23 protein-coding genes are annotated in these 24,002 nt (G+C 61.2%); 17 read left to right on the top strand and 6 right to left on the bottom strand.

Annotated features, from left to right (window positions below):
* Window positions 1-11: 11 nt before the first annotated feature.
* Window positions 12-413 carry a magnetosome magnetite crystal formation protein family gene (locus JOE62_RS09620; protein WP_204722173.1) on the bottom strand — a complete coding sequence of 134 codons (402 nt, stop codon included), beginning with the start codon at window positions 411-413 and terminating at the stop codon, window positions 12-14.
* 91 nt (window positions 414-504) lie between these two features.
* Complete coding sequence (locus JOE62_RS09615; RefSeq protein WP_204722171.1) at window positions 505-1,374, bottom strand: DUF3097 family protein; 870 nt, start codon at window positions 1,372-1,374, stop codon at window positions 505-507.
* 127 nt (window positions 1,375-1,501) lie between these two features.
* Between JOE62_RS09615 and hrcA the strand changes: the two genes are divergently transcribed.
* From hrcA to JOE62_RS09600, 3 genes are all read left to right on the top strand, one after another.
* Entirely contained in the window at window positions 1,502-2,515 is a 1,014-nt protein-coding gene (gene hrcA, locus JOE62_RS09610; RefSeq protein WP_038991095.1) for a heat-inducible transcriptional repressor HrcA, read from the top strand.
* 66 nt (window positions 2,516-2,581) lie between these two features.
* A complete protein-coding gene (gene dnaJ / locus JOE62_RS09605) occupies window positions 2,582-3,703 on the top strand; it encodes a molecular chaperone DnaJ (protein ID WP_204722169.1) in 1,122 nt (373 codons plus the stop codon).
* Window positions 3,704-3,706: 3 nt separating this feature from the next.
* Window positions 3,707-4,480, top strand: coding sequence for a 16S rRNA (uracil(1498)-N(3))-methyltransferase (locus JOE62_RS09600; protein ID WP_204722167.1), 774 nt, complete (start codon window positions 3,707-3,709; stop codon window positions 4,478-4,480).
* Window positions 4,481-4,820: 340 nt separating this feature from the next.
* Here the strand turns inward: JOE62_RS09600 and JOE62_RS09595 are convergent, their stop codons facing one another.
* Window positions 4,821-5,702, bottom strand: a complete 882-nt coding sequence (locus JOE62_RS09595) for a GerMN domain-containing protein (protein ID WP_204722165.1) — start codon at window positions 5,700-5,702, stop codon at window positions 4,821-4,823.
* 340 nt (window positions 5,703-6,042) lie between these two features.
* Between JOE62_RS09595 and JOE62_RS09590 the strand changes: the two genes are divergently transcribed.
* From JOE62_RS09590 to JOE62_RS09570, 5 genes are all read left to right on the top strand, one after another.
* A complete protein-coding gene (locus tag JOE62_RS09590) occupies window positions 6,043-7,071 on the top strand; it encodes a PhoH family protein (protein WP_204722163.1) in 1,029 nt (342 codons plus the stop codon).
* Complete coding sequence (gene ybeY, locus JOE62_RS09585) at window positions 7,068-7,541, top strand: rRNA maturation RNase YbeY (RefSeq protein ID WP_204722161.1); 474 nt, start codon at window positions 7,068-7,070, stop codon at window positions 7,539-7,541. The genes JOE62_RS09590 and ybeY overlap by 4 nt, the downstream gene beginning before the upstream one ends.
* 4 nt (window positions 7,542-7,545) lie before the next feature.
* Window positions 7,546-8,832 (top strand): CBS domain-containing protein, encoded by a 1,287-nt coding sequence (locus JOE62_RS09580; protein WP_204722159.1) that lies wholly within the window; start codon window positions 7,546-7,548, stop codon window positions 8,830-8,832.
* The gene (era, locus tag JOE62_RS09575; protein WP_204722157.1) at window positions 8,825-9,787 is read left to right on the top strand and encodes a GTPase Era; all 963 of its coding nucleotides are present in this window, start codon (window positions 8,825-8,827) and stop codon (window positions 9,785-9,787) included. The genes JOE62_RS09580 and era overlap by 8 nt, the downstream gene beginning before the upstream one ends.
* 122 nt (window positions 9,788-9,909) lie before the next feature.
* A complete protein-coding gene (locus JOE62_RS09570; protein ID WP_204722155.1) occupies window positions 9,910-10,515 on the top strand; it encodes a hypothetical protein in 606 nt (201 codons plus the stop codon).
* 42 nt (window positions 10,516-10,557) lie between these two features.
* Here the strand turns inward: JOE62_RS09570 and JOE62_RS09565 are convergent, their stop codons facing one another.
* Window positions 10,558-11,730 (bottom strand): FAD-dependent monooxygenase, encoded by a 1,173-nt coding sequence (locus JOE62_RS09565; protein WP_204722153.1) that lies wholly within the window; start codon window positions 11,728-11,730, stop codon window positions 10,558-10,560.
* Between the two features lie 298 nt (window positions 11,731-12,028).
* Between JOE62_RS09565 and leuA the strand changes: the two genes are divergently transcribed.
* The 3 genes from leuA (at window position 12,029) to JOE62_RS09550 (ending at window position 15,571) form a co-directional block, all read left to right on the top strand.
* Entirely contained in the window at window positions 12,029-13,771 is a 1,743-nt protein-coding gene (leuA, locus tag JOE62_RS09560) for a 2-isopropylmalate synthase (protein WP_204722151.1), read from the top strand.
* A 247-nt stretch (window positions 13,772-14,018) separates the two neighbouring features.
* A complete protein-coding gene (gene recO, locus JOE62_RS09555) occupies window positions 14,019-14,768 on the top strand; it encodes a DNA repair protein RecO (protein ID WP_204722149.1) in 750 nt (249 codons plus the stop codon).
* The gene (locus tag JOE62_RS09550; RefSeq protein ID WP_204722147.1) at window positions 14,765-15,571 is read left to right on the top strand and encodes an isoprenyl transferase; all 807 of its coding nucleotides are present in this window, start codon (window positions 14,765-14,767) and stop codon (window positions 15,569-15,571) included. Before recO ends, JOE62_RS09550 begins: the two co-directional genes overlap by 4 nt.
* A 5-nt stretch (window positions 15,572-15,576) precedes the next feature.
* On the opposite strand, the gene JOE62_RS09545 is transcribed toward JOE62_RS09550, so the two are convergent.
* The gene (locus tag JOE62_RS09545) at window positions 15,577-16,614 is read right to left on the bottom strand and encodes an alpha/beta hydrolase (protein ID WP_204722145.1); all 1,038 of its coding nucleotides are present in this window, start codon (window positions 16,612-16,614) and stop codon (window positions 15,577-15,579) included.
* Between the two features lie 60 nt (window positions 16,615-16,674).
* Here JOE62_RS09545 and JOE62_RS09540 point away from each other — a divergent pair, with 60 nt between their 5' ends.
* Window positions 16,675-17,739 (top strand): quinone-dependent dihydroorotate dehydrogenase, encoded by a 1,065-nt coding sequence (locus tag JOE62_RS09540; protein ID WP_204722143.1) that lies wholly within the window; start codon window positions 16,675-16,677, stop codon window positions 17,737-17,739.
* 405 nt (window positions 17,740-18,144) lie between these two features.
* On the opposite strand, the gene JOE62_RS09535 is transcribed toward JOE62_RS09540, so the two are convergent.
* Entirely contained in the window at window positions 18,145-18,738 is a 594-nt protein-coding gene (locus tag JOE62_RS09535) for a DUF3043 domain-containing protein (protein WP_038991084.1), read from the bottom strand.
* A gap of 69 nt (window positions 18,739-18,807) precedes the next feature.
* Between JOE62_RS09535 and JOE62_RS09530 the strand changes: the two genes are divergently transcribed.
* From JOE62_RS09530 to JOE62_RS09510, 5 genes are all read left to right on the top strand, one after another.
* Entirely contained in the window at window positions 18,808-20,217 is a 1,410-nt protein-coding gene (locus JOE62_RS09530) for a M20/M25/M40 family metallo-hydrolase (protein ID WP_204722141.1), read from the top strand.
* Window positions 20,218-20,350: 133 nt separating this feature from the next.
* Window positions 20,351-20,725, top strand: coding sequence for a HesB/IscA family protein (locus tag JOE62_RS09525; RefSeq protein WP_038991082.1), 375 nt, complete (start codon window positions 20,351-20,353; stop codon window positions 20,723-20,725).
* Between the two features lie 214 nt (window positions 20,726-20,939).
* A complete protein-coding gene (gene ctaC / locus JOE62_RS09520; RefSeq protein WP_204722139.1) occupies window positions 20,940-21,821 on the top strand; it encodes an aa3-type cytochrome oxidase subunit II in 882 nt (293 codons plus the stop codon).
* A gap of 2 nt (window positions 21,822-21,823) precedes the next feature.
* Window positions 21,824-23,542 carry an aa3-type cytochrome oxidase subunit I gene (gene ctaD, locus JOE62_RS09515; RefSeq protein ID WP_204722137.1) on the top strand — a complete coding sequence of 573 codons (1,719 nt, stop codon included), beginning with the start codon at window positions 21,824-21,826 and terminating at the stop codon, window positions 23,540-23,542.
* Window positions 23,543-23,544: 2 nt separating this feature from the next.
* Entirely contained in the window at window positions 23,545-23,946 is a 402-nt protein-coding gene (locus JOE62_RS09510; protein WP_204722135.1) for a cytochrome c oxidase subunit 4, read from the top strand.
* The last annotated feature ends 56 nt before the right edge of the window (window positions 23,947-24,002 follow it).

Below are 24,002 nucleotides of genomic sequence, written 5' to 3'. Positions count from 1 at the left end.
GGTAGCTGGCGCTACTTCATCAGCCTCAGATTGAATCCATAGCGGTAGGGGCGTCCCTTGTTGGCCTGGATGGCGGCAAGGGCGCCGGAGACCGTCATGTAGACCCACAGGGCCACGGCCAGAACTGCAAAAAGCCAGCCGATCACCGGCAAGATCATCAGCACGTTGAACACGATGGCCAGAATGGTCAGCGGGAACGTGAAATTGAACGCTTCCTTGGATTCCTGTGCAGTGAATGGGCCGCGGTCACGGAATACGGCGAAGACGATTGCCGATGGAACACAACCCAAGATGGCGCCGAAGTGGGCCATCGTGGCCCACTGGCGGTCTTCTGAAGGAGTCAGCGGCAGCGCAGAGGTCCGGGAACCTTCGAAGCGGGAATTCTCCGATGGCTTCGTCTGGCGTGATGTCACTATTAATCCTTGTCTTGCTTAAGTGTGGTTCCTCTTATCATAGCGACCGCGGCTGAGCGGACGGGGAGATTCGCCGACTAATCTCCAACTATTAGTCAATCGTTAGGAAACCGTAATCTTCGGTCGTGAGAAAATCGATCAATTCTTCTATTCGGCCCAGCAGCTGCGGTTCAAGCTGCCCGTAATTCTGCACCGTCGACAACAGCCGCTGCCATCCGATGCCGATATCCTCTGCCGTAGCGTGCGGCCAGCCAAAGGCCTTGAGCACTCCGGTTTTCCAGTCGACCCCCTTGGAGATGACCGGCCACGCCTTGATGCCCAGGGTCGCAGGCTTGATCGCCTGCCACACGTCAACGTAGGGGTGGCCGAGGATCAGCACGTTATCGGCCGCGCCGGGAACCTGCATCGCCTCGGCGACAATACGCGATTCCTTGCTGCCAGCGACCAGGTGGTCGACCAGGATTCCCAGACGACGCTGCGGCGACGGGGCGAAGTCGCGGATGGCGCCGGCCAGATCGTCAACGCCATGCAGCGGTTCGACGACAATGCCTTCGACACGCAAGTCGTGGCCCCAGACTTTTTCAACCAGCTCGGCATCGTGCTTGCCTTCAACCCAGATGCGGCTGGCCCTGGCCTCCCGGGCCTTCAGCCCCGCAACGGCACGCGAACCCGAAGCGGAAACCAGGTTCTTCGGCTCCGCGGCCTTGGCGACGGGCTCGACAATTTCCACCGGTTCCCCTTCGAGGAGGAACCCGAAGCCGGCTTGGAAGGAACGGCTCTTGCCATGGCGGTCTTCGAGCGTGATCACGCGCATACCGCCGGACTTTTCGGTACGGATGACTTCTCCCACCCAACCTGAGGTGGCATCTTCCAGGATCATGCCACGTTCCACGGGGACCTGGCGGAGTTTTCGAGGTGCCGGTGCACTGAGATCTCGTGGTCCCCAGGAGTAATTAGCCACGTACTGCCTTTCGCTGTGATCGAATACGCTCGAAATCCAATGCTAGCAACAGCTAAACGTATTAGACTTGGCACTTGACAGGTTAGAGTGCCAAGGCTGGGCACAGGGAATCCAAGGAGGTGCTGTCATGTCGGAGCCACGACGCTTGGACGTTCTGCGTGCCATCGTGGAGGACTACGTCCAATCCCGTGAGCCGGTGGGTTCCAAAGCGCTCCTCGACCGCCACAACCTCGGCGTCAGCGCCGCGACGATCCGCAATGACATGGCTTTGCTGGAAGAGGAGGGGCTGATTGCCGCTCCGCATACTTCCTCCGGACGCATCCCCACCGAAAAGGGCTACCGCCGCTTCGTGGACGAGATCGGCGAACTGAAGCCGCTGTCGCGGGCCGAACGCGACGCCATCAACAAGATCCTGGATAACTCCACGGACCTCGACGAGATGCTCAAGAGCACCGTGCGCCTGCTGTCACGATTGACCAACCAGGTGGCGATGATTCAGGTGCCGCACTATGACACCGCGTCATTGAAGAACCTCGAACTGGTGGGCTTGGGCCCAACCCAGGTGCTGATGGTGATGATCGCCTCCAACGGCACGGTGGACCAGCGGATGATGCCGGTCAAGCGTTCCTACAGCGATGACGAGCTGGGCGAGCTGAAGTCGTGGCTGCTGAATAATTTCGGGGGAGTGCAGCTGGCGGAGCTGGCCGGCCGGCTCGGCCGCATGGAGCTCAGCCCGGCACAGCAGGCCGACCCGTTGGTGGAGCATGTGATCGGCGCGCTGGAAGAAATGGCCCAAGCAGCCAATGCCCAGCGCATCATCATGGCCGGCACCGCCAACCTCGCCCGCGTGGAGGGGGACTTCCCGCTGAGCATCACCCCGGTGCTCGAGGCGCTCGAAGAGCAGGTGGTGCTGCTCAAGCTCTTCTCCGAGCTGGAAGCCGATTCTCGCGGGGTGGCCGTGGCGATCGGCACCGAGCACCACTATGGCCAGCTCTCGGATGCAGCAGTGGTCGCGACGACCTATGGCGCCGATGTGCGCAACAAGCTCGGGGTCCTGGGCCCCACCCGGATGAACTATCCGACCTCCATGGCCTCGGTGCGTGCGGTGGCACGGTACCTGTCGAAGATTTTGGCTAGCTAGCCTCGCTGGGCACCAGCCCGGCACGAATGAAGTTTAAGAGTCTTAGGAAAGGACACGGCGAATAACGTGAGCTCGCATTACGAGACCCTGGGTGTAGCCAAGGACGCGACCCCGCAGGAAATCAAGAGTGCCTACCGGAAGCTGGCACGTAAGCTGCACCCGGATGTGAACCCGAGCGATGAAGCTGCAGAGCAGTTCAAGCTGGTCACCCGAGCCTATGAAGTACTTTCCGACCAGACCAAGCGCGCCAACTACGACGCCACCGGCGATGAGAACGGCAACGGCCACCCGGGCTTCGGCGGGGGCCAGGGCTTTGGCGGCTTCGGCGACATCTTCGAGCAGTTCTTCGGCGGCGGCCAGGGCCAGGGCCCGGCATCGCGCACCCAGCCGGGCCGCGACGCGCTGATCACCATCACCATCGACCTTGAGGACGCGGTCAAGGGCACCGTGTACCCGCTTGAGATGGAAACCGCCGTCACCTGCAAAACCTGCAACGGCTCGTGCACCCGCGAGGGCACCAGCCCGGTCACCTGCGACATCTGCCATGGTGCAGGCCAGGTCCAGCGTCCGGTGCGTTCCTTCCTGGGCCAGATGATGACCGTGGAAACCTGTGCTGCCTGCCGCGGTTTCGGCACCACCATCCCGGACCCCTGCCTGGAGTGCAACGGCGAAGGCCGCGTGCGCGAGCACGTCTCCAAGTCGCTGAACGTTCCTGCAGGTGTCGACTCCGGCACCCGCATTCAGCTGCGCGGCCAGGGCGAAGCCGGTCCGGGCGGCGGCCCGAACGGCAACCTGTTCGTCGAGGTCGACGTGCGCCGCCACAAGGTGTTCGAACGCTCCGGCACCGACCTGCACGCCAAGATGAGCCTGCCGATGACCGCCGCGGCCCTAGGCTGCGAGCTGAAGCTGGAAACCTTCGACGGCGAGCAGGCCATCAATGTCGAGCCTGGCGCCCAGGATGGCGACACCGTGACCCTGCCGGGCCTCGGCGTGCCGCGCCTGCGCGGAGGCAAGCGCGGGGACATCATCGTGCACCTGCAGGTGGAGACCCCGACAAAGCTGGACTCTGCGCAACGCGAGCTGCTCGAGCAGCTGGCCAAGCTGCGTGGCGAGGAAATGACGGCCGGCCGTGTCGAGCATTCCGGCGGCATGTTCTCCCGCCTGCGCGACAAGCTGAACCAGCGCTAGGTCATGAGCAACCACAGCTTCGTCATCGACGCCCAGCAGGGCCAGGATGCCTCTGTCGGCGACGTGCTCGAGCTCGACGGCCCCGAGGCGCACCACGCAGTCACCGTCAAGCGGGCCGCCGCCGGCGAGCAGCTGGACCTGCTCGATGGCAAGGGGCTGCGCCTGACCGTGGAGGTCGTCGCCACCGCCAAGGATCTGCTGCGCGTCAAGGTCCTGCGGCGCACCGAGGAAGCCGTCAGCGACCACCCGGTCACCCTGGTCCAGGCCCTGTCCAAGGGGGACCGCGACCTGCAGGCTGTTGAGGCCGCCGTCGAGCTTGGCGCCCTGGCTGTGCGCCCTTGGCAGGCCGACCGGTCGATCGTGCGCTGGAACGCGGCCAAGGTCGAGAAGGCCATGACCAAGTGGCGTGCCCAGGTGCGCTCAGCGCAGAAGCAGTCCCGCCGCGCCTATGAGCCAGAGGTACTGGACCCGATGGGCTCCAAGGAGCTGGCCAAGGCCATTGCCGAGGATGCCGCGCGCGGCGCTCTGGTCCTGGTCCTGCATGAGCAGGCTGCGGATTCGGTCGCGGGGCACGTGCAGTCGTGGCTCGCCGAGGCGCAGCCCGGCCAGGAGGTCATCATGATCGTCGGTCCGGAAGGCGGCATCTCGGACACGGAACTGCAGTCCTTCGTGGATGCCGGTGCGCATGCAGCCCTGCTCGGCCAGCACGTGCTGCGCGCTTCGACCGCCGGTCCGGCGGCACTAGTCTTGATCCGCCATCTGATCGGCGAGATCTAGCTTCATGCAATCTTGCGAGCATCGAAAGTGCTCCGTGCAAGCCTAGGGCGCGCCTGCGCTCGGCTTGTGCGGAGCAATTCTGCTTTTGGCGGGCACGCAAGTTTCTGCACCTCGACCTGGCATGGCCCAGGCGACCGCCATCCGGCTCGACGTGCAGGATCTTCGTTCGCCGCAGTGCATCCCATGGTTGTGAAGGCAGTTTCGCAGGCAGCCTGAAGCGGGAAAATTCGGCGCTATCGCGCCATTAGTTGCTGTTCGCGGGACAGGGATCGTTGCCTTTCGCAACCACGTCAGGGCCGCTGCAGGAAACCGGGAACCGGCCGGCAACAGTGGCGGTACGCTACTCGACGCGGAAGTCGCTGATGACCTTGCCGACCAGATGCTCTGATCCAGTTTCAAGTCCCCAGAAGGTTAGGCGGTAGGATCCTGCACGCAGATCGGTGGTCAGTGTGAAGGAACCGTCGTCCTTGATCTGCCCGGGATTGACCTGCTTCTGCGCGGTCATCACCGTGAGCTTGCCGTCGGCGTCCTTGCGCTGCAAGGAGTAGAAGGTGCCGATATCGAACTGGGTGGTTCGGCCATTGATCTTGATCGAGCCGTTTTTCAAGGTCGCGCCGAACTGCGGATCAATGATCCAGATCGGTGCAATGAACTCCGCATCGCGTGCGTAGACATCCTTGAGCCGGAATCCGTCGAAGACCGTCGCGTTGGCTTGGCCGTCCACCAGGATGCGGACCGTCGGGGCGGTATCCCCGACAACCAGGCCAGCGCTGGCGGCTGCTGCCGTGGCGGTGAAGACGAGCTGCTGGATGGCCCGTTCGGAGAGTCCCTGATCCAGTCGGGCGCTGAACACCTTGGCTGGAAGATCCAGCGTGATGACATTCGCGTTGCTGATGGAAACGCCGATTTCATCGGTTGGCTTCAGATGGGTATAGCGCTTCGGCTTCATCGGGTCTGCGGTGAGCAGCGTCCAGATCGCATCGCCAATGGGTTCCTGATGGCGGGTGTCCTGGATGTATTCGCGGTACAGGTACACGCCGGTGTCCGTGTTTTCCAGCCAGTAGACCGGCAGGATGGCGGCCATGCCGACATCCTCGCCAGCGTCGGTGGCGCTCGGCAGGTTCAGCGATGCGGCCGCGGGGGTCGAAGGCATCTCATAGGAGCTCTCGCGATTCGTCAACCCGCAGCCTGCGGCGACGACGAGAGCGGCAGTGATTCCCAAAACGCCGAATCGACGTGGAATCTTCCGCAAGATCCTTGATTGCACTGCGAACCAATCCGTGGTGATTTATTGCTGTTTCGGCCCGCGGCAGTTGCGGAACCGCTCTCAAGCTTGCCATATTCGAGGCGGCTAACAGGCTAAAACTAGCCCAACTTACTAATCCGTAACCAAATCTATATGTTCGCCACATGCTCCTATTAGCATCATTCAAGAGTGCTTTCAGGTATTCCGGCTTACGCTGAGACCTGAATTTTCTCCGGATTGGCCTGAGACTCGATAGAATGGCAAGCACAACAATTCTCGAACACTACGAAGCTCGCAAAGGGGCGCCGCGCACTGCATGCAGGTTGAACAGAATAAAGCGACCGCGGACAACGGATCCGCATCGCTCACCATCAGTTTCGATACGGCTGAGCTCATGATTGCCACGCTGGGCCCCAATGACGAGCTATTGCGGATCCTCTCCGGAGCCTACCCGCATGTCAGCTTCCGCCCCAACGGCCAAGCCCTGGCCCTGGTCGGCGATCCCCAGCAAGTCCGCAAGGCCCAGCGAGTCACCGAGGAAGCGCGTTCGCTGGCCACCCGCGGCTCGCGCATGAGCGCCGAAACCATCGAGCAGATCATCAAGATGCTCAGCGCCGGCAACCCAGATGCGCCCACCGACGTCCTGGGCCTGAAGATCCTCTCGGGACGCGGACGCTCCATCCGGCCCAAGACTGTGAACCAGAAGAGCTATGTCGACGCCATCGAGGATTCGACCATCACCTTCGGCATCGGCCCGGCCGGCACCGGAAAGACATTCCTGGCCATGGCCATGGCCGTCGCCGCCCTGCAGGACAAGCAGGTCAACCGCATCATCCTGACCCGTCCTGCGGTTGAGGCGGGGGAGAAGCTGGGCTTCTTACCCGGCTCGTTGACCGAGAAGATCGACCCGTACCTGCGTCCGCTCTACGATGCCCTGCACGACATGGTCAATCCGGAAACCATTCCGCAGCTGCTGGAAGCCGGAACCATTGAGGTTGCACCGCTGGCCTATATGCGCGGCCGCACGCTCAATGACGCGTTCGTGATCCTGGATGAAGCGCAGAACACCACCACCGAGCAGATGAAGATGTTCCTCACCCGCCTTGGGTTCGGTTCGAAGATGGTAGTAACCGGCGATGTCACCCAAGTGGATCTGCCGAACAATGCCACTTCCGGGTTGCGCATGGCCAGCGATGTCCTCGACGGCATCGACGACATCAGCATCTGCCGGCTCGACTCTTCGGATGTGGTGCGCCACCGCCTGATTGCCGACATCGTCACAGCCTACGACCGTTGGGATGACACCCGACGCAAAGAACACGACCGGGGACGCCGCAGCAAATGAGCATCGAAGTAAATAACGAAACCGAGTACGACGTCGACCTCCAGGACGTCAACGCCTTGGCCGAATCGGTGATGCGGGCCATGTTCTTGCACCCGGAAACCGAGGTGTCCATCGTTTTCATCGACGAGGAAGCCATGAGCGCCCTGCATGTCGAGTGGATGGACCTCGAAGGCCCCACCGACGTGATGAGCTTCCCGATGGATGAGCTGCGTCCGGGCACCGCCGGCGCGCCGGGGGAGAACGGCATCCTTGGCGACATCGTGATCTGCCCCTCGGTCGCCGAAGCCCAGGCCAAGGCCGGCGGGCACAGCACGCACGACGAGATCCTGCTGCTGACCACCCATGGCCTGCTGCACCTGATGGGCTTCGACCACATGGAACCAGCAGAAAAGGAAGAGATGTTCGCACTGCAGCGCAAGCTGCTGGAATCCCACACTGGCCGCCCAGCACCGAAGGAAACGGTGGAATAACCCGGTGGAAATCATCTTGCTGGTCCTGGCCCTGGTTTTCATGGCCTTCTCGGCCGTGCTGACCGCTGTCGACTCGGCCTTCTACGCGTTATCCCGGCACGCGGCCGAACGCCTGCGCGCCGAATCCAATTCCAAGTCGCTCTCCGCGATCCTGGATGAGGCGCAAAGCCACGCCCAGGCGGTGAAGTTCTGGCGCATCTGGTTCGAGACCGCTTCGGCGGTCGCCGTGGCCCTGCTCGTTTCCCAGTGGATCGAGAATGTGTGGCTGATCGGCATGATCTCCACAATTGCCATGGCCGCCCTGGGTTTCGTCCTGGTCAGCGTGTCCCCGCGGCGCTACGGGCGGTCCAACGCGCAGAAGGTCGTGCAGTCCACCGCCACCCTGGTCCGCTTCCTGCGCCTGGTCCTGGGGCCGGTCACCAACTGGCTGGCATCCATTGCCAAGGCGTTGAGCCCCGGCGGGGCGGATGGCGAGGGCTATCTGGGCAAGGAACGCCTGCGCGATCTGGTGGATCGCGCCTCCGAAGGCGAGGACCTGGACGAGGAATCGGCCGAACTGATCTCCTCGGTGATCGACCTGGAGGAGACCAGCGTCCGCTCCGTGATGGTGCCGCGCACCGACATGGTGGTGCTGGATGCTGACCATTCATTCCACAGCGCCATGGACCTGTTCATCGCCTCGGGCTTCTCCCGCATCCCGCTGATCGGCGAGGATACCGATGACATCCAGGGGATCATCTACCTCAAGGACCTGATCCGCGAAATCCACGGCCTGCAGCAGGCGCAGTCCCTGGCCGACCTGGCGCGCAAGGTCCGCTTCGTTCCCGAATCGAAGTCCGCGGCAGAGCTGATGCAGGAACTGCAGCAGGAGTCAATCCACCTGGCAGTGGTCATCGACGAATACGGCGGCACCGCGGGCCTGGTGACCCTGGAGGACCTGCTGGAGGAAATCGTGGGCGAGATCGACGACGAGTATGATCGTTCCCGGGCGGAACTGATCGAGAACCCCGACGGTTCGATCTTCGCCGTGGCAGCCGCATCCATTGACGATGTGGCCGACCACTTCGGCATGCACATCGAGGAAGAGGACGTCGATACCGTCGGCGGCCTGCTCTCCAAGGCCTTGGAATCCGTGCCGGTACTCGGTTCCACCGCTGATGTGCACGGCCTGCGCCTGACCGTGGTGGCCCTTGCTGGCCGCCGCAACCGCATCGGCAAAATCCATGTAGAGCGCCTGGAAGCAGACGCATCCGACCATATTGAGAACGACGAGGATTCCTCAGATGAGTGAGAACCAGAACCTGCTCGCCGCCAGCGGATGGCCCGAGGGCTTCCGCTCCGGCTTCACCTCCTTCGTGGGCCGCCCGAACGCCGGCAAGTCCACGCTGACCAATGCGTTGGTGGGCCAGAAGGTGGCCATCACCTCCGCCAAGCCGCAGACGACCCGCCACACCATCCGTGGCATCGTGCACCGCGAGGATGCGCAGCTGATCCTGGTCGACACCCCCGGCCTGCACCGTCCGCGCACCCTGCTCGGCCAGCGGCTGAACGACCTGGTCGCCGAGACCCTCTCCGAGGTGGACGCGATCGGCTTCTGCATCCCGGCCAACGAGAAGATCGGCCCGGGCGACCGCTACATCGCCACGCAGCTGGCGCAGCTGCAGCGAAAGCCGATCATCGCCCTGGTCACCAAGGCCGACCTGGTGGACCGCGAGCAGCTCGCGCAGCAGCTGATCGCCGTTGCCGAGATGGGCACCCAGAACTTCGGCGAGCAGGGCTTCGCCGCGATCGTGCCCGTGTCCGCGGTCAAGGAATTCCAGGTCGAAGAGGTTGCCAATGTGCTGGTCGAGCACCTGCCGGTAGGCCCGCCGCTGTACCCGGACGGCGAGCTGACCGACGAGCCGGAAGCCAAGATGGTTGCCGAGCTGATCCGCGAAGCCGCGTTGGAAGGCGTGCGCGACGAATTGCCGCACTCGCTGGCAGTGGTCGTCGAGGAAATGGTTCCGCGCGAGGGCCGCAGCGAGAGCAACCCGCTGATCGACATCCACGTTTCGCTGTTCGTCGAGCGCTCCAGCCAGAAGGCCATCATCATCGGCCGCGGCGGTTCGCGGCTGCGCGAGGTAGGAACCAATGCCCGTCGCGGCATCGAGAAGCTGCTGGGCACGAAGGTCTACCTTGACCTGCATGTGAAGGTCGCCAAGGATTGGCAGCGCGATCCGAAGCAGCTCGGACGCCTCGGCTTCTAGCCGTTTTCCGCCAAGCGATATATCGCCCCGGGAGGCCTCTAACCGAGGCCGCCCGGGGCGATGCTTGTCCCAGCGGCATGAGCCGCCTGCCAACCTGCAAATGAACGGAAAAGCGTACCTGCATGGCCACCACTCGACTGTTCTCCGTCCTGGTCGCCGGGGCACTGCTGCTTGCCGTCGGGGCGGCGCTCGCGAATCCCTGGCCGTTCCTTGCTGGGGTTCTTGCCGTGTGCGGGTTGCTGCTGCTCGTGGCCTGGCCGGCCTTCTGCATCGTCGTCGAGATCCGCACGACACGGCGGCGAAATCGGGGGCTGGATATTTCGCCTCGGCTGACCGCGGCGCAGCGGGCAATCGCAGCGATCCAGGCGGTGACCATGTTGATCCTGCTTCCCACGATCGTCCTCGGAGGACTCGCCGTCTATTGCCTGCTCACGGCCGACGAGGACCCCGGCCAGGGCATGTTCAAGATCGCCGTGGGCACCGGCTCGCTGCTGTTGGCCGCCGTGCCGCTGTTGTTTTTCGCTCACGGACGCTCGCCCTTCATGCTCCGTCTTGCCGTTGTCGGGGTGACCTTGTTCGGTGCCGGCGGGCTCGGAGCTGCAGCGCTCGGCGACCGCGACGGGGGCGCCGGTGGGGGAGAACTGGTAATGCTGGTGGCGGGCCTGGTGATGATCTGCGCAGGTGCTTGGCTGGCCGTCACCGGCCGGAACCGGTGGCGGCGCGACTGAGATGCCACGCCGCCGCTGGCTGCGGCCCGAAGCAGCAGCACGCTACTTGGCCAGGCGCTTGACGATCTGGCGGGCCACCAGCCGGTCCATGCCCGGAAGATGCGTGGAGTTCACAATGATTCGCCGTATCCACAGTCCCAGCTGGTTGCGCGGGAGGAAGCTGTTGGCCGCACGGCGCCCTGAAGCCTGGGCGGTGGCGATCTTGGTCCGCATTGCCTGCTCGTACCGGGCGAGGGCCGGCTTCAGCTGCCCGGGATCGGTGACGCCGCCCACGGCATCTCCCAAGGCCGCGGCCGCGCAGACAGCCATCGCCCCGCCCTGCCCGGCGAGCAGCGACACCGCGGCGGCCGCATCGCCGATCAGCACCACCGGGCCGACATGCCAAGAATCCATCACCACCTGCGCGACGGCATCGTCATACGGATCTTCCGGGCATTGCATCAGCAACCGGTCCACCTGCGCACCGCAGCCTGCGAAAATACTGCGCAGTCGATCGCGGGCCGGCCCGAGCGGCGCCCCGTGTTCATGGCGATAGACCAGGAAAGATGCCGCCTCGTCGCTGCGTAGCCCATAGATTCCCGCGGTGCGGTCAACCGTATCGGTCAGCACGAAGCGGTTCTTGTAGTGCCGGTTCAGCTCCGGATCCCGCACGATGAAGGCCGCCGCCCTCATCCCCAGGGGGCGCAGGACTTCCGATTCCGGCCCGAAGAACCTGGCCCGTACTGCGGAATGGATCCCGTCGGCGCCGACCAGCAGATCACCAACCTCTGGCTGGCTCTGCCCCTTGATGCCCACGTGGACCTGTTGGCCACGGACTTCCAGCCGATCGATATCAACCCCGTAGCGCAGGTCCAAGCGCGAGGCGTCGACTTCTTTTAGCGCTTCTCGTGCGGCGGCTTCCATGTCCGGACGCAGCAAGGTGAGCACCTTGCCGCCGGCAAGATCGGAGAACTTCGAGTAGTCCAGCGACGCTGTCGGCTTGCCCCGCCGGTCCACATACTGCGCTGCCTGCACTCGGTGGGCGGCCTGGGCCAGATAGGGGTACAGCCCGATGCGCTCGGAGGCTTCGATGCCCGGGCCGAAGAAGTCCATCATGTACCCGTCGGGGCTCGGGGCAGCCGACCGCTCGAGCACCAGCACATTCCAGCCGGCAAGCCCGAGCTGCCGGGCCGCGACGAGCCCGGCGATGCCCGCGCCGATGATGATCGCCTTCATTGCTGGACCTCCTGCGGGCTATGGCGTGATGGTACCCATTCTTCGCCTGCGCTGCCTTCATGTCCACCGCTGTTCGCCACCGGGATGTCCATTATGTGACACGCAGGCGAAATAAGTTTCACCTGCCTGAGAAGCGCGGTGCTATGCTCATCTCGTGCATTTCGACCTTCTACTACTACTCAGCCGCTGCGAGGATCCGAAGGACCGCTAGTGGTCTACAGGCCGACCCCTCGTCGCGGAGTAGCTCTTGTCTGGCCCCACAAAGTAAGCACTATTTTTGTCTAGGGGACCCAAAGAAATGCAGAACATGCAGAAATCTTCGAACATGCCAATCCACAAGTATGTTCCATTCCAGGACCAGATCGAGGTCAATCTGCCCGATCGCACCTGGCCCGACAAGTACATCACCAAGGCCCCGCGCTGGTGCGCGGTCGACCTGCGCGACGGCAACCAGGCGCTGATCGACCCGATGAGCCCCGAGCGCAAGCACAAGATGTTCGACCTGCTGGTCCAGATGGGCTTCAAGGAAATCGAGGTCGGCTTCCCATCGGCGTCGCAGACCGACTTCGACTTCGTGCGCCAGCTCATCGAGCAGAACCGCATTCCCGAGGACGTCACCATCCAGGTGCTCACCCAGTCGCGCGAACACCTGATCGAGCGCACCTACGAAGCCCTGGAAGGCGCCAAGCAGGCTATCGTGCACCTGTACAACTCCACCTCGATCCTGCAACGCGAAGTCGTGTTCCGCCAGGATGAGGACGGCATCGTGGACATCGCCGTCCAGGGCGCACGGCTGTGCAAGAAGTACGAAGAGCAGCTGACCGGCACCAAGATCACCTACGAATACTCGCCGGAGTCCTACACCGGCACCGAGCTGGAATTCGCCAAGCGCATCTCCGAGGCCGTCGCCGAGGTGCTGGAAGCCAGCCCGGAGAACAAGATGATCCTGAACCTGCCGGCCACCGTGGAAATGGCCACCCCGAACGTGTACGCTGACTCGATCGAGTGGATGCACCGCAATCTGGCCAACCGTGATTCGATCATCCTCTCGCTGCACCCGCACAATGACCGCGGCACCGGCGTCGCAGCCGCAGAGCTGGGCTACCTGGCCGGCGCGGACCGCATCGAAGGCTGCCTGTTCGGCAACGGCGAACGCACCGGCAACGTCGACCTGGTGACCCTGGGCATGAACATGTTCGGCCAGGGCGTCGACCCGCAAATCGACTTCTCGGACATGGACCACATCCGCCGCACCGTCGAGTACTGCAACCAGCTGCCAGTGCCCGAGCGCAGCCCATATGGCGGCGACCTGGTCTTCACCGCCTTCTCCGGCTCCCACCAGGATGCGATCAAGAAGGGCCTGGAAGCGATGGAAGCCAAGGCTTCGGCTGAAGGCAAGGACATCAATGACCTGGTCTGGGCTGTTCCGTACCTGCCGGTCGATCCGAAGGATATCGGCCGCTCCTACGAAGCAGTGATCCGGGTCAATTCGCAATCCGGCAAGGGCGGCGTGGCCTACTTGCTGAAGAACGACTACAATCTGGATCTGCCGCGCCGCGCGCAGATCGAGTTCTCCGGCGTCATCCAGCGCAAGACGGATACCGAGGGCGGCGAGATCTCCTCGCAGCATATCTGGGATGTCTTCCAGGACGAGTACCTGCCGGTCAGCGAGGATTCGGGAATGAACTCGTGGGGCTACTACCAGATCGCTTCAGCCACCGCGGCTTCGGCAGAGGATGGCAGCTTCCGCCTGGATACCAAGCTGATCATCGACGGCGTGGCCCATGAGCGCAGCGCCCAGGGCAACGGTCCGGTCTCCGCACTGGTCAAGCTGCTCAACGACGATGGCGTGGATCTGCGTGTGCTGGACTACTCCGAACATGCCATGAGCGAAGGCGGCAACGCCCGCGCCGCGGCCTTCGTCGAATGCGCCGTGGGCGACCGCATCCTCTGGGGCATCGGCCTGGACACCAATACCAACATCGCGGCGCTGAAGGCCGTGGTCTCTGCGGTCAACCGCGCAATCCGCGACAGCAAGTAGGCAGCCGGCAGAACCTGCCGTCAGCAAAACGCCACGGCCAGCCCACTCAGCTGGCCGTGGCGTTTAGTCCTGCACGGCGTTCTCGGCCTTTCTGCCCGGTTCAAGTCGAGGTGTGCCTCGAACCCTTTGGATTCGGGCCCGGTAGATGCCGGTTTGCTCGTGCAACTGCCATGTCCGCCGGCGAATCGGAACTCCTGGTATTCAAGCGATTCAGAACTTTGGCAGTTGAAGTGGGAGAATACTGTCTGTGTCCAGATCAGGTTTCGCTTCCAAGAGCTACCACACCCGTGGTCTGGTCTTGCGCACCCATAAGCTAGGTGAAGCCGACCGGATCATCACGCTGCTGACCCCCAACGGAATTGTCCGTGCCGTGGCCAAGGGCGTACGCCGGACCTCGTCGAGGATGGGCGCAACGCTGGAACCTTTCATGGAGGTCAATGCCCTGCTGGTGATGGGCCGGAACCTCGATATCGTCTCGCAGGCCCAGCTGCGCAACCCCTACGGCCAGCTGCTGGTCATGGATTACCCGAGCTATACGGTGGCCAACGCCATGTCGGAGATCGCCGAAAGGCTGCTCGAGACGGACAGCGATTCAACGCTCCAGCAATATCAGCTCTTCCACGGTGCGATCGCGCTGCTCTCCAAGCAGAGGGTTGATTCCGGGGCCGTGCTCGATTCCTATATTCTGCGGGCGCTGTCGGTCGCTGGTTGGGCACCGTCATTCACCAATTGCGTGCGCTGCGGCAAGCCTGGCCCGCATCAAGCACTGCACGTCCAGCTTGGCGGCGTGGTTTGCCCCGAATGCCGCCCTTCCGGGTCATTATCCCCGCACCCCATCACCATCGAATATCTGCAGGCCCTATTGGAGGGGGACTGGTTCACCGTGGCACAGGCAGGACCCCGTGCGCGCAAGCAAGCAGCAGATATCGTGGCCAATTACTTGCAATGGCACCTAGAGCGTGCAGTGAATTCCCTACGTCTTGTGGAGAGAAATTGAAGAAGCTTCCAAAGATCACCGGCCGCCGAGGCCCCGTTGCTCCCTTTGCGCATCCGGAGAATCCACAGGTGCCGGCCATTCCCCAGGAGCTCATCCCTGAGCACGTGGCGATTGTCATGGACGGCAATGGGCGGTGGGCCAACCAGCGCGGACTGCCGCGTACCGAGGGGCATCGTGCAGGCGAAGCCGCGCTGCTCGATGTGATGGCAGGCGCCGTGGAGTTGGGTGTCAAATATGTTTCGGTCTATGCGTTCTCCACGGAAAACTGGAAGCGCAGCCCAGAGGAAGTCCGCTTCCTGATGGGCTTTTCGCGTGATGTCCTGCGCCGCCAACGCGATACGTTGAATTCTTGGGGCGTGCGCATTCGCTGGTCGGGCCGGGAGCCCAAGCTCTGGAAGTCAGTGATCAACGAGCTCAAAGAAGCCGAAGAGCTGACCCAGGACAACTTGGGATGCCAGCTGACCATGTGCGTGAACTATGGCGGTCGGGCAGAACTTGGCGACGCAGTCAGCCAAATTGCCCAAGATGTCGCTGCCGGCAAGCTTCGCGCCAGTTCCGTTGGCGAAAAGACCATTGCCAAGTACCTGCATGCGCCAGAACTCCCAGATGTGGATCTCTTCCTGCGGACCAGTGGCGAGCAGCGCACCAGCAACTTCCTTCTGTGGCAGTCGGCCTACGCGGAGATGGTCTTCCTGGACCAGTTGTGGCCGGATGTCGACCGGCGGACGCTGTATGCCGCAGTGGAAGAATACGCAAAGCGCGATCGCCGCTACGGCGGAGCCGTCGACAAGCCCCAGGGGTAGGACGTTCAGCGCGCTGTGCCCACCATCCGCAGCCAAAGGCTCAAGTCGCGATACGCCGCGGCTCTGGCCGGTTCAGCGGAGGTGAACACATCGTGCATTGCTCCGGGAATTTCGGACAGGGTGACGAAACTGCCCAGCTTCATCGCCCGCAGGCGAGTCTGCTGAACGTCCAGTACCGAATCGCAATGCTGCATATCGGGGGAGTAGGTCGTGCCGATGTGGGTCCGGTCCGAGGTGAGCACGAAGATCGGCTGCTGGAGTTTCAGCCCTTTGGCTACTAGTGCATGGCCATCGAAGATCGTTTTCAGCCATCCCGCGGTATTCGGAAAAGCGACTCTTGGCCGCCACAGTCGATGAACATCCCACTGGCCGTGGCTGTCGGTACTCAGTGATTGCCAGTAATGGTCGAATTCTGGCCCGCTGAGCTTCCGGCGCGGATTCGTGCGGGTGATCGCTTCCATCAGGCCATGAATGGGAATGCGCAAGAAGGCTGTTCCCTGGAATTCGAGCCATGGAGCATTCAGCACCAGAGCCTTGATCTCTGGTTGCCGGCGGGCAATCCATAAGCTATGAATCAGTCCGCCGGTCGAGTGCCCTTGGGCCACTACTGGCAGGCCCGGATGCTCCTTGCGCAGCAGTTCCAAAGTCGCTTCAAGCTCTTCGTCGAAGTCCGCCAAGTCGTCAACGTATCCGGGCAAGGCATGTTCTGCTCTCAAGCTGCGACCATGCCTGCGCAGATCCAGTGCGTAAAAGTGGTATCCGTGATGATGCCAGAAAGCAGCCAGTTCACGGTTGTAGAAATAGTCGCTCCAGCCGTGCACGCTCAGCACGATTCCCTGCGCCTTGCGCCCGAGACGTTGCCGGAATCCTGCCGGGCGGTACCGAATCAGCGTTGCCACCGCCGGGCCTTCGGCATCGGTTCCGAAATCCAGGGTTTGGTGCTCGAAATCGGGCCCCAGCGGATCTTCAACCCATTGCCCCGGGCAGGTGGAAGACATGAAGTCGGGCCAGTTGCTGCTTTCTGGGACGACGAAGTGCTTCATATCTTGAATACTACCCACCTCAAGTTGTCTGTTTCGGCCTCTTCGCGGGAAAATGGGTCTATGCGCATATACCCACTGGTCTTCAAGCACGTCTTCACCAAGATGGATCCTGAACAGGCTCACCATTTTGCCTTCAACGCGATCAAGATTGCGCAACGTGCAGGGCTCACCAAGGCAGCACGCAAATTCTTCGCCCCGGCACCCAAACTGAATCGCACCGTCATGGGTATCGACTTCCCATCGCCATTTGGATTGGCTGCCGGTTTCGACAAGGGAGCCACCGGCATCTTGGCGTTGAGCGACATAGGTTTCGGCCATGTTGAAATCGGAACGGTTACCGGACAGGCCCAGCCCGGCAATCCGCAACCAAGGCTTTTCCGTCTGGTTGACGACCGCGCGGTTATCAACCGCATGGGCTTCAACAATGAAGGTGCCGAGCGCGTGGCTGCCCGCGTCGCCGGTGCCCGCCAGGAGCTCAAGTCTGATTACGCTGGAACCCGTCCGGTGATTGGCGTGAATATCGGCAAGACCAAGGTCGTGGAGTTGGAGGATGCGGTCGCGGATTACCTGTCGTCCACTCGCCAGCTGGCGATCCACGCGGATTACCTGGTGGTGAACGTTTCAAGCCCGAACACCCCAGGACTTCGCCTGCTGCAGAGCGTCGATTCTCTTCGCCCGCTGCTTTCGGAAGTTGGCCAGCTGGCTGACAAGGTTGCAGGCCGGCACATCCCGCTGCTGGTTAAGATCGCTCCCGACTTGAGCGATGAGGACGTTGCCGATGTCGCGCGCTTGGCCATCGAACTTGAACTCGATGGCATCATTGCCACCAACACGACTATCGGTCGTGAGAACTTGAATAGCGATGCCGCCAAAGTTGAAGAAATTGGTGCCGGCGGACTATCAGGGGCTCCGCTCAAGCAGCGATCGCTTGAGGTTCTTCGCCAGCTGCGTTCATTCGTTCCTGCCGAAATGGCGTTGATTTCCGTCGGCGGCGTGGAAAATGCCACGGATGTGAAGGAACGCCTGGACGCGGGCGCGGACTTGGTGCAGGGCTACACGGCATTCCTCTACGAGGGTCCGTTCTGGGCACGTTCCATCAACAAGGATCTGGAGCGCATGCTCTAGAGCGTTGGTCGTGCAAGCCCATCATCACTCTGGTACGGCCTCGATTTTCACAATCGGGGCCGTACAGCTTTAAGCTCGTTCAGCTACTGCGAAGCTGGCCCGACAATGACCTCGTGTGCTATCTCGAGCACGTGGTGAATCCAGAGCCAGGGAGGCAGGGGAGAAGCTGGCAATTTAGAGCGACAGGCTCCAGGAATCCTTGTATCCGCGTCCACAAGCACGAGACTCACCTCCAGATACAAGGCTGTATAGAAAATTTCCTGCTGGAATTGCCCGGTAGATGAAGATCTCCATTCTTCTTGTATTCACTTTCACAAAGTTATAACCCTGTACCACATGGAGGAATTCGATTAGAAAAGGGGCAAGCTCATGCGAGCTTGCCCCTCAGTGGTCTAGCTGGATCGACTAGTCGATAATTTCGCCGCGCTTGACCTGCGGCTTCGGCAGGCGCAATTTGCGGAACTGCATGCCGCGCATCGCAGCGTACATGCGTACGCCCTTCTCCATGTGGCCGAACTTGGCAGTCAAGCGCTTCTTCAAGATTATGGAAGTCACGATGGCCTCGACGATGATCAATGCGATCACGACCCACAGGGCCAGCTGCACGAACATCTGGACCTGCAGATTGCTCTGGAATACCAGCGAGATGACCAAGAAGGCCAGGATGATGAACATCATGAACTCGCCGAACATCCAGCGGGAGTCAATGAAATTCCGGGTGTAGCGCTTCTGCTCGCCCTTATCGCGCGGCATCAGGTAGCGTTCATCGCCAGTTTCGTTCGCCAAGCGTAAACGGTTCTGGGCTTCGATGCGTCGTTGACGTTCAGCCTCTTTCGCGGCCTTGCGATCAGTAGGAACCAACGGGCGTTGCCGGTTCGCCTGCTGCGCACTGCGCTTGGGCGTTGGACCGGTCTTGCGGCCGTCGGTGGATTCCGGGGCCTGCTGAGCAGGCTCCACATTTACGGGGGATTGAGGTTCATCCTTCTTACGTCCAAACACCCCTCCATCTTAGCCGGGATTCGACAACGGCGTGACATTCGATACCCGTGGAATTGCTAGGCTGAAGACATGACCGAAAATACTACCTTGGACGCCGCTGCTAACGGTGTCGATATTGCCGCGCTCAAGAGCCACATCGAAACGAACTTCGAGAAGATCCTCGAAGAGCTCACCTCCCTGGTCGCGATCCCAAGCATCGCATGGGAATCCTTCGACCCGCAGAACCTGGAAAAATCAGCTGCTGCCGCTGCCGAATTGGCGAAGTCGGCTGGCATGGAGACCGTGGAAATCCTGCGCGAACCAGCGCAGAATGGCGCTATGGGCGCACCTGCCGTTGTCGCGCAGCGCAAGGCGGCCCCCGGGAAGCCGACCGTGCTGCTCTACGCGCACCACGACGTCCAGCCCCCAGGCAACGAGGCAGACTGGAATACCCCGGTTTTCGAAGCCACGAGGGTAGGGGACCGGCTGTTCGGACGCGGCGCCGCCGACGACAAGGCGGGCATCATGGTGCACATCGCTGCGATGCGCGCCGTGCTGGATCTCGTCAGCGACTTCGGCGTTGGCGTAACCTACTTCTTCGAAGGCGAAGAAGAAGCAGGCTCCCCATCCTTCCGCAACTTCTTGGAAGCGCATCAGGAAAAGCTGGCGGCAGACGTTATCGTCGTTGCCGACTCGTCCAACTGGTCAGTTGGAACTCCGGCGCTGACCAGTTCATTGCGCGGCATGTGCGCGGCAGAGATAACCGTCCGCTCGCTGAACCATGCGGTCCATTCTGGCATGTTCGGCGGCCCAGTTCTCGATGGCCCCATCCTGGCTGCCAAGCTGATTTCCAGTTTCCACAATGACGATGGCTCCGTGGCCGTTGCGGGATTGGTCGCCAACGACGCTGCCGAAGTCGATTTCGATGAAGCCGAGTTCCGCAAGGATTCCGGCGTACTGGATTCCTTCCAGCTCGCTGGATCCGGGAAAATCACCGACCGCTTATGGAATAAACCAGCACTGAGCGTGATTGGAATGGATATCCCAAGCGTTGACCACTCATCGAATACCTTGCTGCCGGCAACTCGCCTCAAGGTATCGATGCGGCTGGCGCCAGGGCAGGACCCGGCCGATGCGCTCAAGGCCCTTGAATCACATGTCAAGAGCATTGACCTGCGTGGCGCCGAAGTTGAATTTGTGGCTACGGAAGCGGGCAACGCCTACAAGGCCGATTTGGATGCTTCAGCTAATGACACTGCGCGCTGGGCACTGGAACAAGCTTGGGGTGTTGTACCAGTGAATATGGGGCTGGGTGGATCAATTCCATTCATTGCAGATTTGCTGGAAGTCTTCCCGCAGGCCCAGATTCTCGTCACTGGCGTCGAGGATCCTGATTCGCGCGCGCATTCAGCCAACGAGTCGCTGCACCTGGGCGACTTCCAGCACGCCATTGAGGCTGAAGCACTGATGCTGGCAAGGATCAACGCCGAGGGACTATGAAGCGTGTCATACGGAGAGACGCAAGGGGAGAAATCTTCAGCGTAGCGACGTAGGATAGAAGCAAGAACAGAGGTGCCAGCTCCAGAACAAATCTGGGGCTTGGTACCGCATCGAGCAGTATGGGAGGAAAATCATGACTGCATCTGTTGACCAGACCAAGGGCGACCCAACCGAGGTTCCAACCCACGAGGTAGAAATTTCCGACGTGGCAGCGGCCAAGGTTCGCTCGCTTCTGGAGCAGGAAGGTCGGGATGATCTTCGTCTCCGCATCGCAGTGCAGCCAGGAGGCTGCTCGGGCCTGATCTACCAGCTTTATTTCGATGAGCGCATGCTCGAAGGCGACGCTGTGCGCGACTTCGACGGCGTTGAAGTCATCGTCGACAAGATGAGCGTGCCTTATCTTGCTGGCGCATCCATTGATTTCGAGGACACCATCTCGAAGCAGGGCTTCACCATCGACAACCCCGCCGCATCCGGCTCCTGCGCGTGTGGAGATTCCTTCCACTAGGCCGTAGGGAACTAACGCCGCTGTTCAAACGTTGAAGAAATTTCTCGTTAGAACAGCGGCGTTTTTCGGCATTCTGACCCCAAAGAGGGTAAGCTCTACACTAAGTAGTAAAACTATGTTTCCCTTCGTGAGCCACCTCACCGTGCAACTCGTTTAAACCACGAGGTGACTTATGAAGACCACATTCTGCACCAACAAAGAGGAAGGGCCGTCTGTGAGTTCGCAAGACCGAACCGGCAGTCGCGGGTCCGCTAAAGCCAAAGTACTGGCTTTAGTCGGCACTGGCGCATTGCTGTTGACGGGATGTACAGCGGAGGCAAAACGCGGTTGGCTCCCAAACGTGGAGCGCGATACCACCAACCACACCGGGGCAATCCAGGATTTCTGGGTTAACTCGTGGATCGCTGTTATTGTCATCGGCGTATTGACCTGGGGATTGATGCTCTGGTGCGTCATTGCCTACCGTCGCCGCAAGAACGATACGGGTTACCCGCGTCAGCTGAGCTACAACCTGCCATTGGAGATCTTCTACACGGCCATTCCTTTGGTCCTTGTTCTAGTCTTCTTTAGCTTCAACAACAACCTGGTAAAGCAGATCAACGCTCCTGTTGATTCTGAGGTTGTAGTGGACGTCCGAGCCAAGCAATGGGCCTGGGACTTCAACTACAGCTACCAGGGCACCGAGAAGTACTTTGCCGGCGAACAGGCTCACTTGAACACCGATGGCTCGGAAGGCGTTCGCGAAGAACTGCCAACCTTGTACCTGCCAGCAGGCAAGTCGGTAACCCTTGAGCTCAATAGCCGCGATGTCATCCACTCCTTCTGGGTCCCAGCCTTCTTGCAGAAGCTGGACATGATCCCAGGCAAGACCAACTACATCTACCTGACTCCGCAGGTTGAAGGCAGCTACGACGGCAAGTGCGCCGAGCTTTGCGGCGAGTACCACTCGGAGATGCTCTTCAACGTCGAGGTTGTCAGCGAGTCCGAGTTCAAGGCTCAGCTGGCGAAGATGGAAGATGGCCACATTGGTGAAGAATACGACCGTCAGCCAAATGCTGTAAACGGCGTAGTAGTAGAGCGCGGGGAAGGAGAGTAATCATGACAACGTTTGAATATGCGACTGACGACGTAAAGTCGATTGCCCCAGCCGTAGTGCCGAAGTCTAAGGGTCGTCTGTTCGTCGACTACATCACTTCGACCGACCACAAGAAGATCGGGTACATGTACCTGATCAGCTCGTTCATCCTGTTCTGCATCGGCGGCCTGATGGCGCTGCTGATTCGTGCAGAGCTGTTCGAACCAGGCATGCAGATCCTGCAGACCAAGGAACAGTACAACCAGCTGTTCACCATGCACGGCACCGTCATGCTCCTGATGTTCGCAACCCCGCTGTTCGCTGGTTTCGCCAACGTCATGATGCCTCTGCAGATCGGCTCGCCGGATGTGGCCTTCCCACGTCTGAACGCCTTGGCATTCTGGTTCTTCTCGCTGGGCTCGATTATCGCCCTGGCCGGCTACCTCACCCCTCAGGGTGCAGCGAGCTTCGGTTGGTTCGCGTACGCACCGCTGTCGAACACCACCTTCTCGCCAGGCATCGGCGGCGACCTCTGGGTCTTCGGCCTTGCACTGTCGGGCTTCGGTACCATCCTTGGCGCCGTCAACTTCATCACCACCATCATCTGCCTGCGCGCGCCTGGCATGACCATGTGGCGCATGTCGATCTTCTCGTGGAACACCCTGATCACCTCGTTGCTGGTCCTGATGGCCTTCCCGCCGCTGGCAGCTGCCCTGTTCGCACTGGGTGCAGACCGCCGCTTCGGCGCTCACATCTTCGATCCGGACAATGGCGGTGCCATACTCTGGCAGCACCTGTTCTGGTTCTTCGGCCACCCTGAGGTATACATCATTGCCTTGCCGTTCTTCGGCATCGTATCTGAGATCTTCCCAGTGTTCTCCCGCAAGCCGATCTTCGGCTACAAGGGCCTGGTCTTCGCGACCATCGCAATTGCCGCCCTGTCGGTTTCCGTGTGGGCACACCACATGTACGTCACCGGCTCGGTTGCGCTGCCATTCTTCGGCTTCATGACCATGCTGATCGCAGTTCCAACCGGTGTGAAGTTCTTCAACTGGATCGGTACCCTGTGGCGCGGCTCGATCACCTTCGAAACCCCCATGCTCTGGAGCATGGGCTTCATGATCACCTTCCTGTTCGGCGGCCTGACCGGCATCATCCTGTCGGCTCCGTCCCTGGACTTCCACGTATCGGATACCTACTTCGTTGTGGCCCACTTCCACTACGTGGTCTTCGGTACCGTCGTGTTCGCGATGTTCGCTGGCTTCTACTTCTGGTGGCCAAAGTGGACCGGCAAGATGCTCAACGAGCGCCTTGGCAAGATCCACTTCTGGTTGCTGTTCATCGGCTTCCACGGCACTTTCCTGATCCAGCACTGGCTGGGCGTCATGGGCATGCCACGTCGCTACGCCGACTACCTGCCTGAAGATGGCTTCACCACCATGAACCAGGTATCGACCGTCTTCGCATTCATCCTGGGTGCATCGATGATTCCATTCTTCTGGAACGTGTGGGTAACCCACCGAAACGCCAAGAAGGTTGAAGTTGACGATCCATGGGGCTTCGGCGCATCGCTGGAGTGGGCAACCTCTTGCCCTCCACCACGTCACAACTTCCACTCCATCCCTCGCATCCGTTCGGAGCGTCCAGCACTGGATCTGCACCACCCGGAACTGAGCGGACGGGTTACCCCCGAAACTCCGGTTGCGAAGATCTTCGGCTCCGCCGACCAGAAGGACGTATAACGATGAAAGTTGAATCCTGGATTTTCCTGGGTGGCGTCTTCTTCTTCACCCCGGTAGCAATTGTCTACGGTTACATGACCAACTGGGAAGAATGGGTCGGATTGCTGTCCTTGATCATGCTGGTTGGACTCTCGGCAATGGTAGGCGGCTACTTGCTGTTCACCGCTAAGCGCGTTGGCAACCGCCCGGAGGACCGTGTGGATGGCGAAATCCACGAGAACGCCGGCGATATCGGAATGTTCTCCCCATGGAGCTGGTGGCCATTGGTGCTGGCATCCGCGGCAGCTGTTGGCTTCCTTGGCCTGGCTGTCGGCTGGTGGGTCTTCTTCATCGGCGCCGGCTTGGCCGTCGTTGGTGTGACCGGCTGGGTTTACGAATACAGCCGTGGCGATCACGCTCACTAAGCAGCAACCCTGACGGGGTGGCAAGCACTTTTGCTTGCCACCCCGTTAGTCTTTTA

It is taken from the genome of Glutamicibacter nicotianae, assembly GCF_016907615.1.
Taxonomy (GTDB): Bacteria; Actinomycetota; Actinomycetes; order Actinomycetales; family Micrococcaceae; genus Glutamicibacter; species Glutamicibacter nicotianae.
The sequence above is the reverse complement of the archived record's forward strand: the minus strand, read 5'-3'. Positions and strand labels throughout refer to the sequence as shown.

What these genes read in the sequence shown, in the direction of transcription:
- hrcA (WP_038991095.1), top strand. Translation starts at nt 1,502, where the DNA reads ATGTCGGAGCCACGACGCTTGGACGTTCTGCGTGCCATCGTGGAGGAC.
- JOE62_RS09600 (WP_204722167.1), top strand. Translation starts at nt 3,707, where the DNA reads ATGAGCAACCACAGCTTCGTCATCGACGCCCAGCAGGGCCAGGATGCC.
- JOE62_RS09590 (WP_204722163.1), top strand. Translation starts at nt 6,043, where the DNA reads ATGCAGGTTGAACAGAATAAAGCGACCGCGGACAACGGATCCGCATCG.
- ybeY (WP_204722161.1), top strand. Translation starts at nt 7,068, where the DNA reads ATGAGCATCGAAGTAAATAACGAAACCGAGTACGACGTCGACCTCCAG.
- era (WP_204722157.1), top strand. Translation starts at nt 8,825, where the DNA reads ATGAGTGAGAACCAGAACCTGCTCGCCGCCAGCGGATGGCCCGAGGGC.
- JOE62_RS09570 (WP_204722155.1), top strand. Translation starts at nt 9,910, where the DNA reads ATGGCCACCACTCGACTGTTCTCCGTCCTGGTCGCCGGGGCACTGCTG.
- JOE62_RS09565 (WP_204722153.1), bottom strand. Translation starts at nt 11,730, where the DNA reads ATGAAGGCGATCATCATCGGCGCGGGCATCGCCGGGCTCGTCGCGGCC.
- leuA (WP_204722151.1), top strand. Translation starts at nt 12,029, where the DNA reads ATGCAGAACATGCAGAAATCTTCGAACATGCCAATCCACAAGTATGTT.
- JOE62_RS09545 (WP_204722145.1), bottom strand. Translation starts at nt 16,614, where the DNA reads ATGAAGCACTTCGTCGTCCCAGAAAGCAGCAACTGGCCCGACTTCATG.
- JOE62_RS09540 (WP_204722143.1), top strand. Translation starts at nt 16,675, where the DNA reads ATGCGCATATACCCACTGGTCTTCAAGCACGTCTTCACCAAGATGGAT.
- JOE62_RS09530 (WP_204722141.1), top strand. Translation starts at nt 18,808, where the DNA reads ATGACCGAAAATACTACCTTGGACGCCGCTGCTAACGGTGTCGATATT.
- JOE62_RS09525 (WP_038991082.1), top strand. Translation starts at nt 20,351, where the DNA reads ATGACTGCATCTGTTGACCAGACCAAGGGCGACCCAACCGAGGTTCCA.
- ctaD (WP_204722137.1), top strand. Translation starts at nt 21,824, where the DNA reads ATGACAACGTTTGAATATGCGACTGACGACGTAAAGTCGATTGCCCCA.
- JOE62_RS09510 (WP_204722135.1), top strand. Translation starts at nt 23,545, where the DNA reads ATGAAAGTTGAATCCTGGATTTTCCTGGGTGGCGTCTTCTTCTTCACC.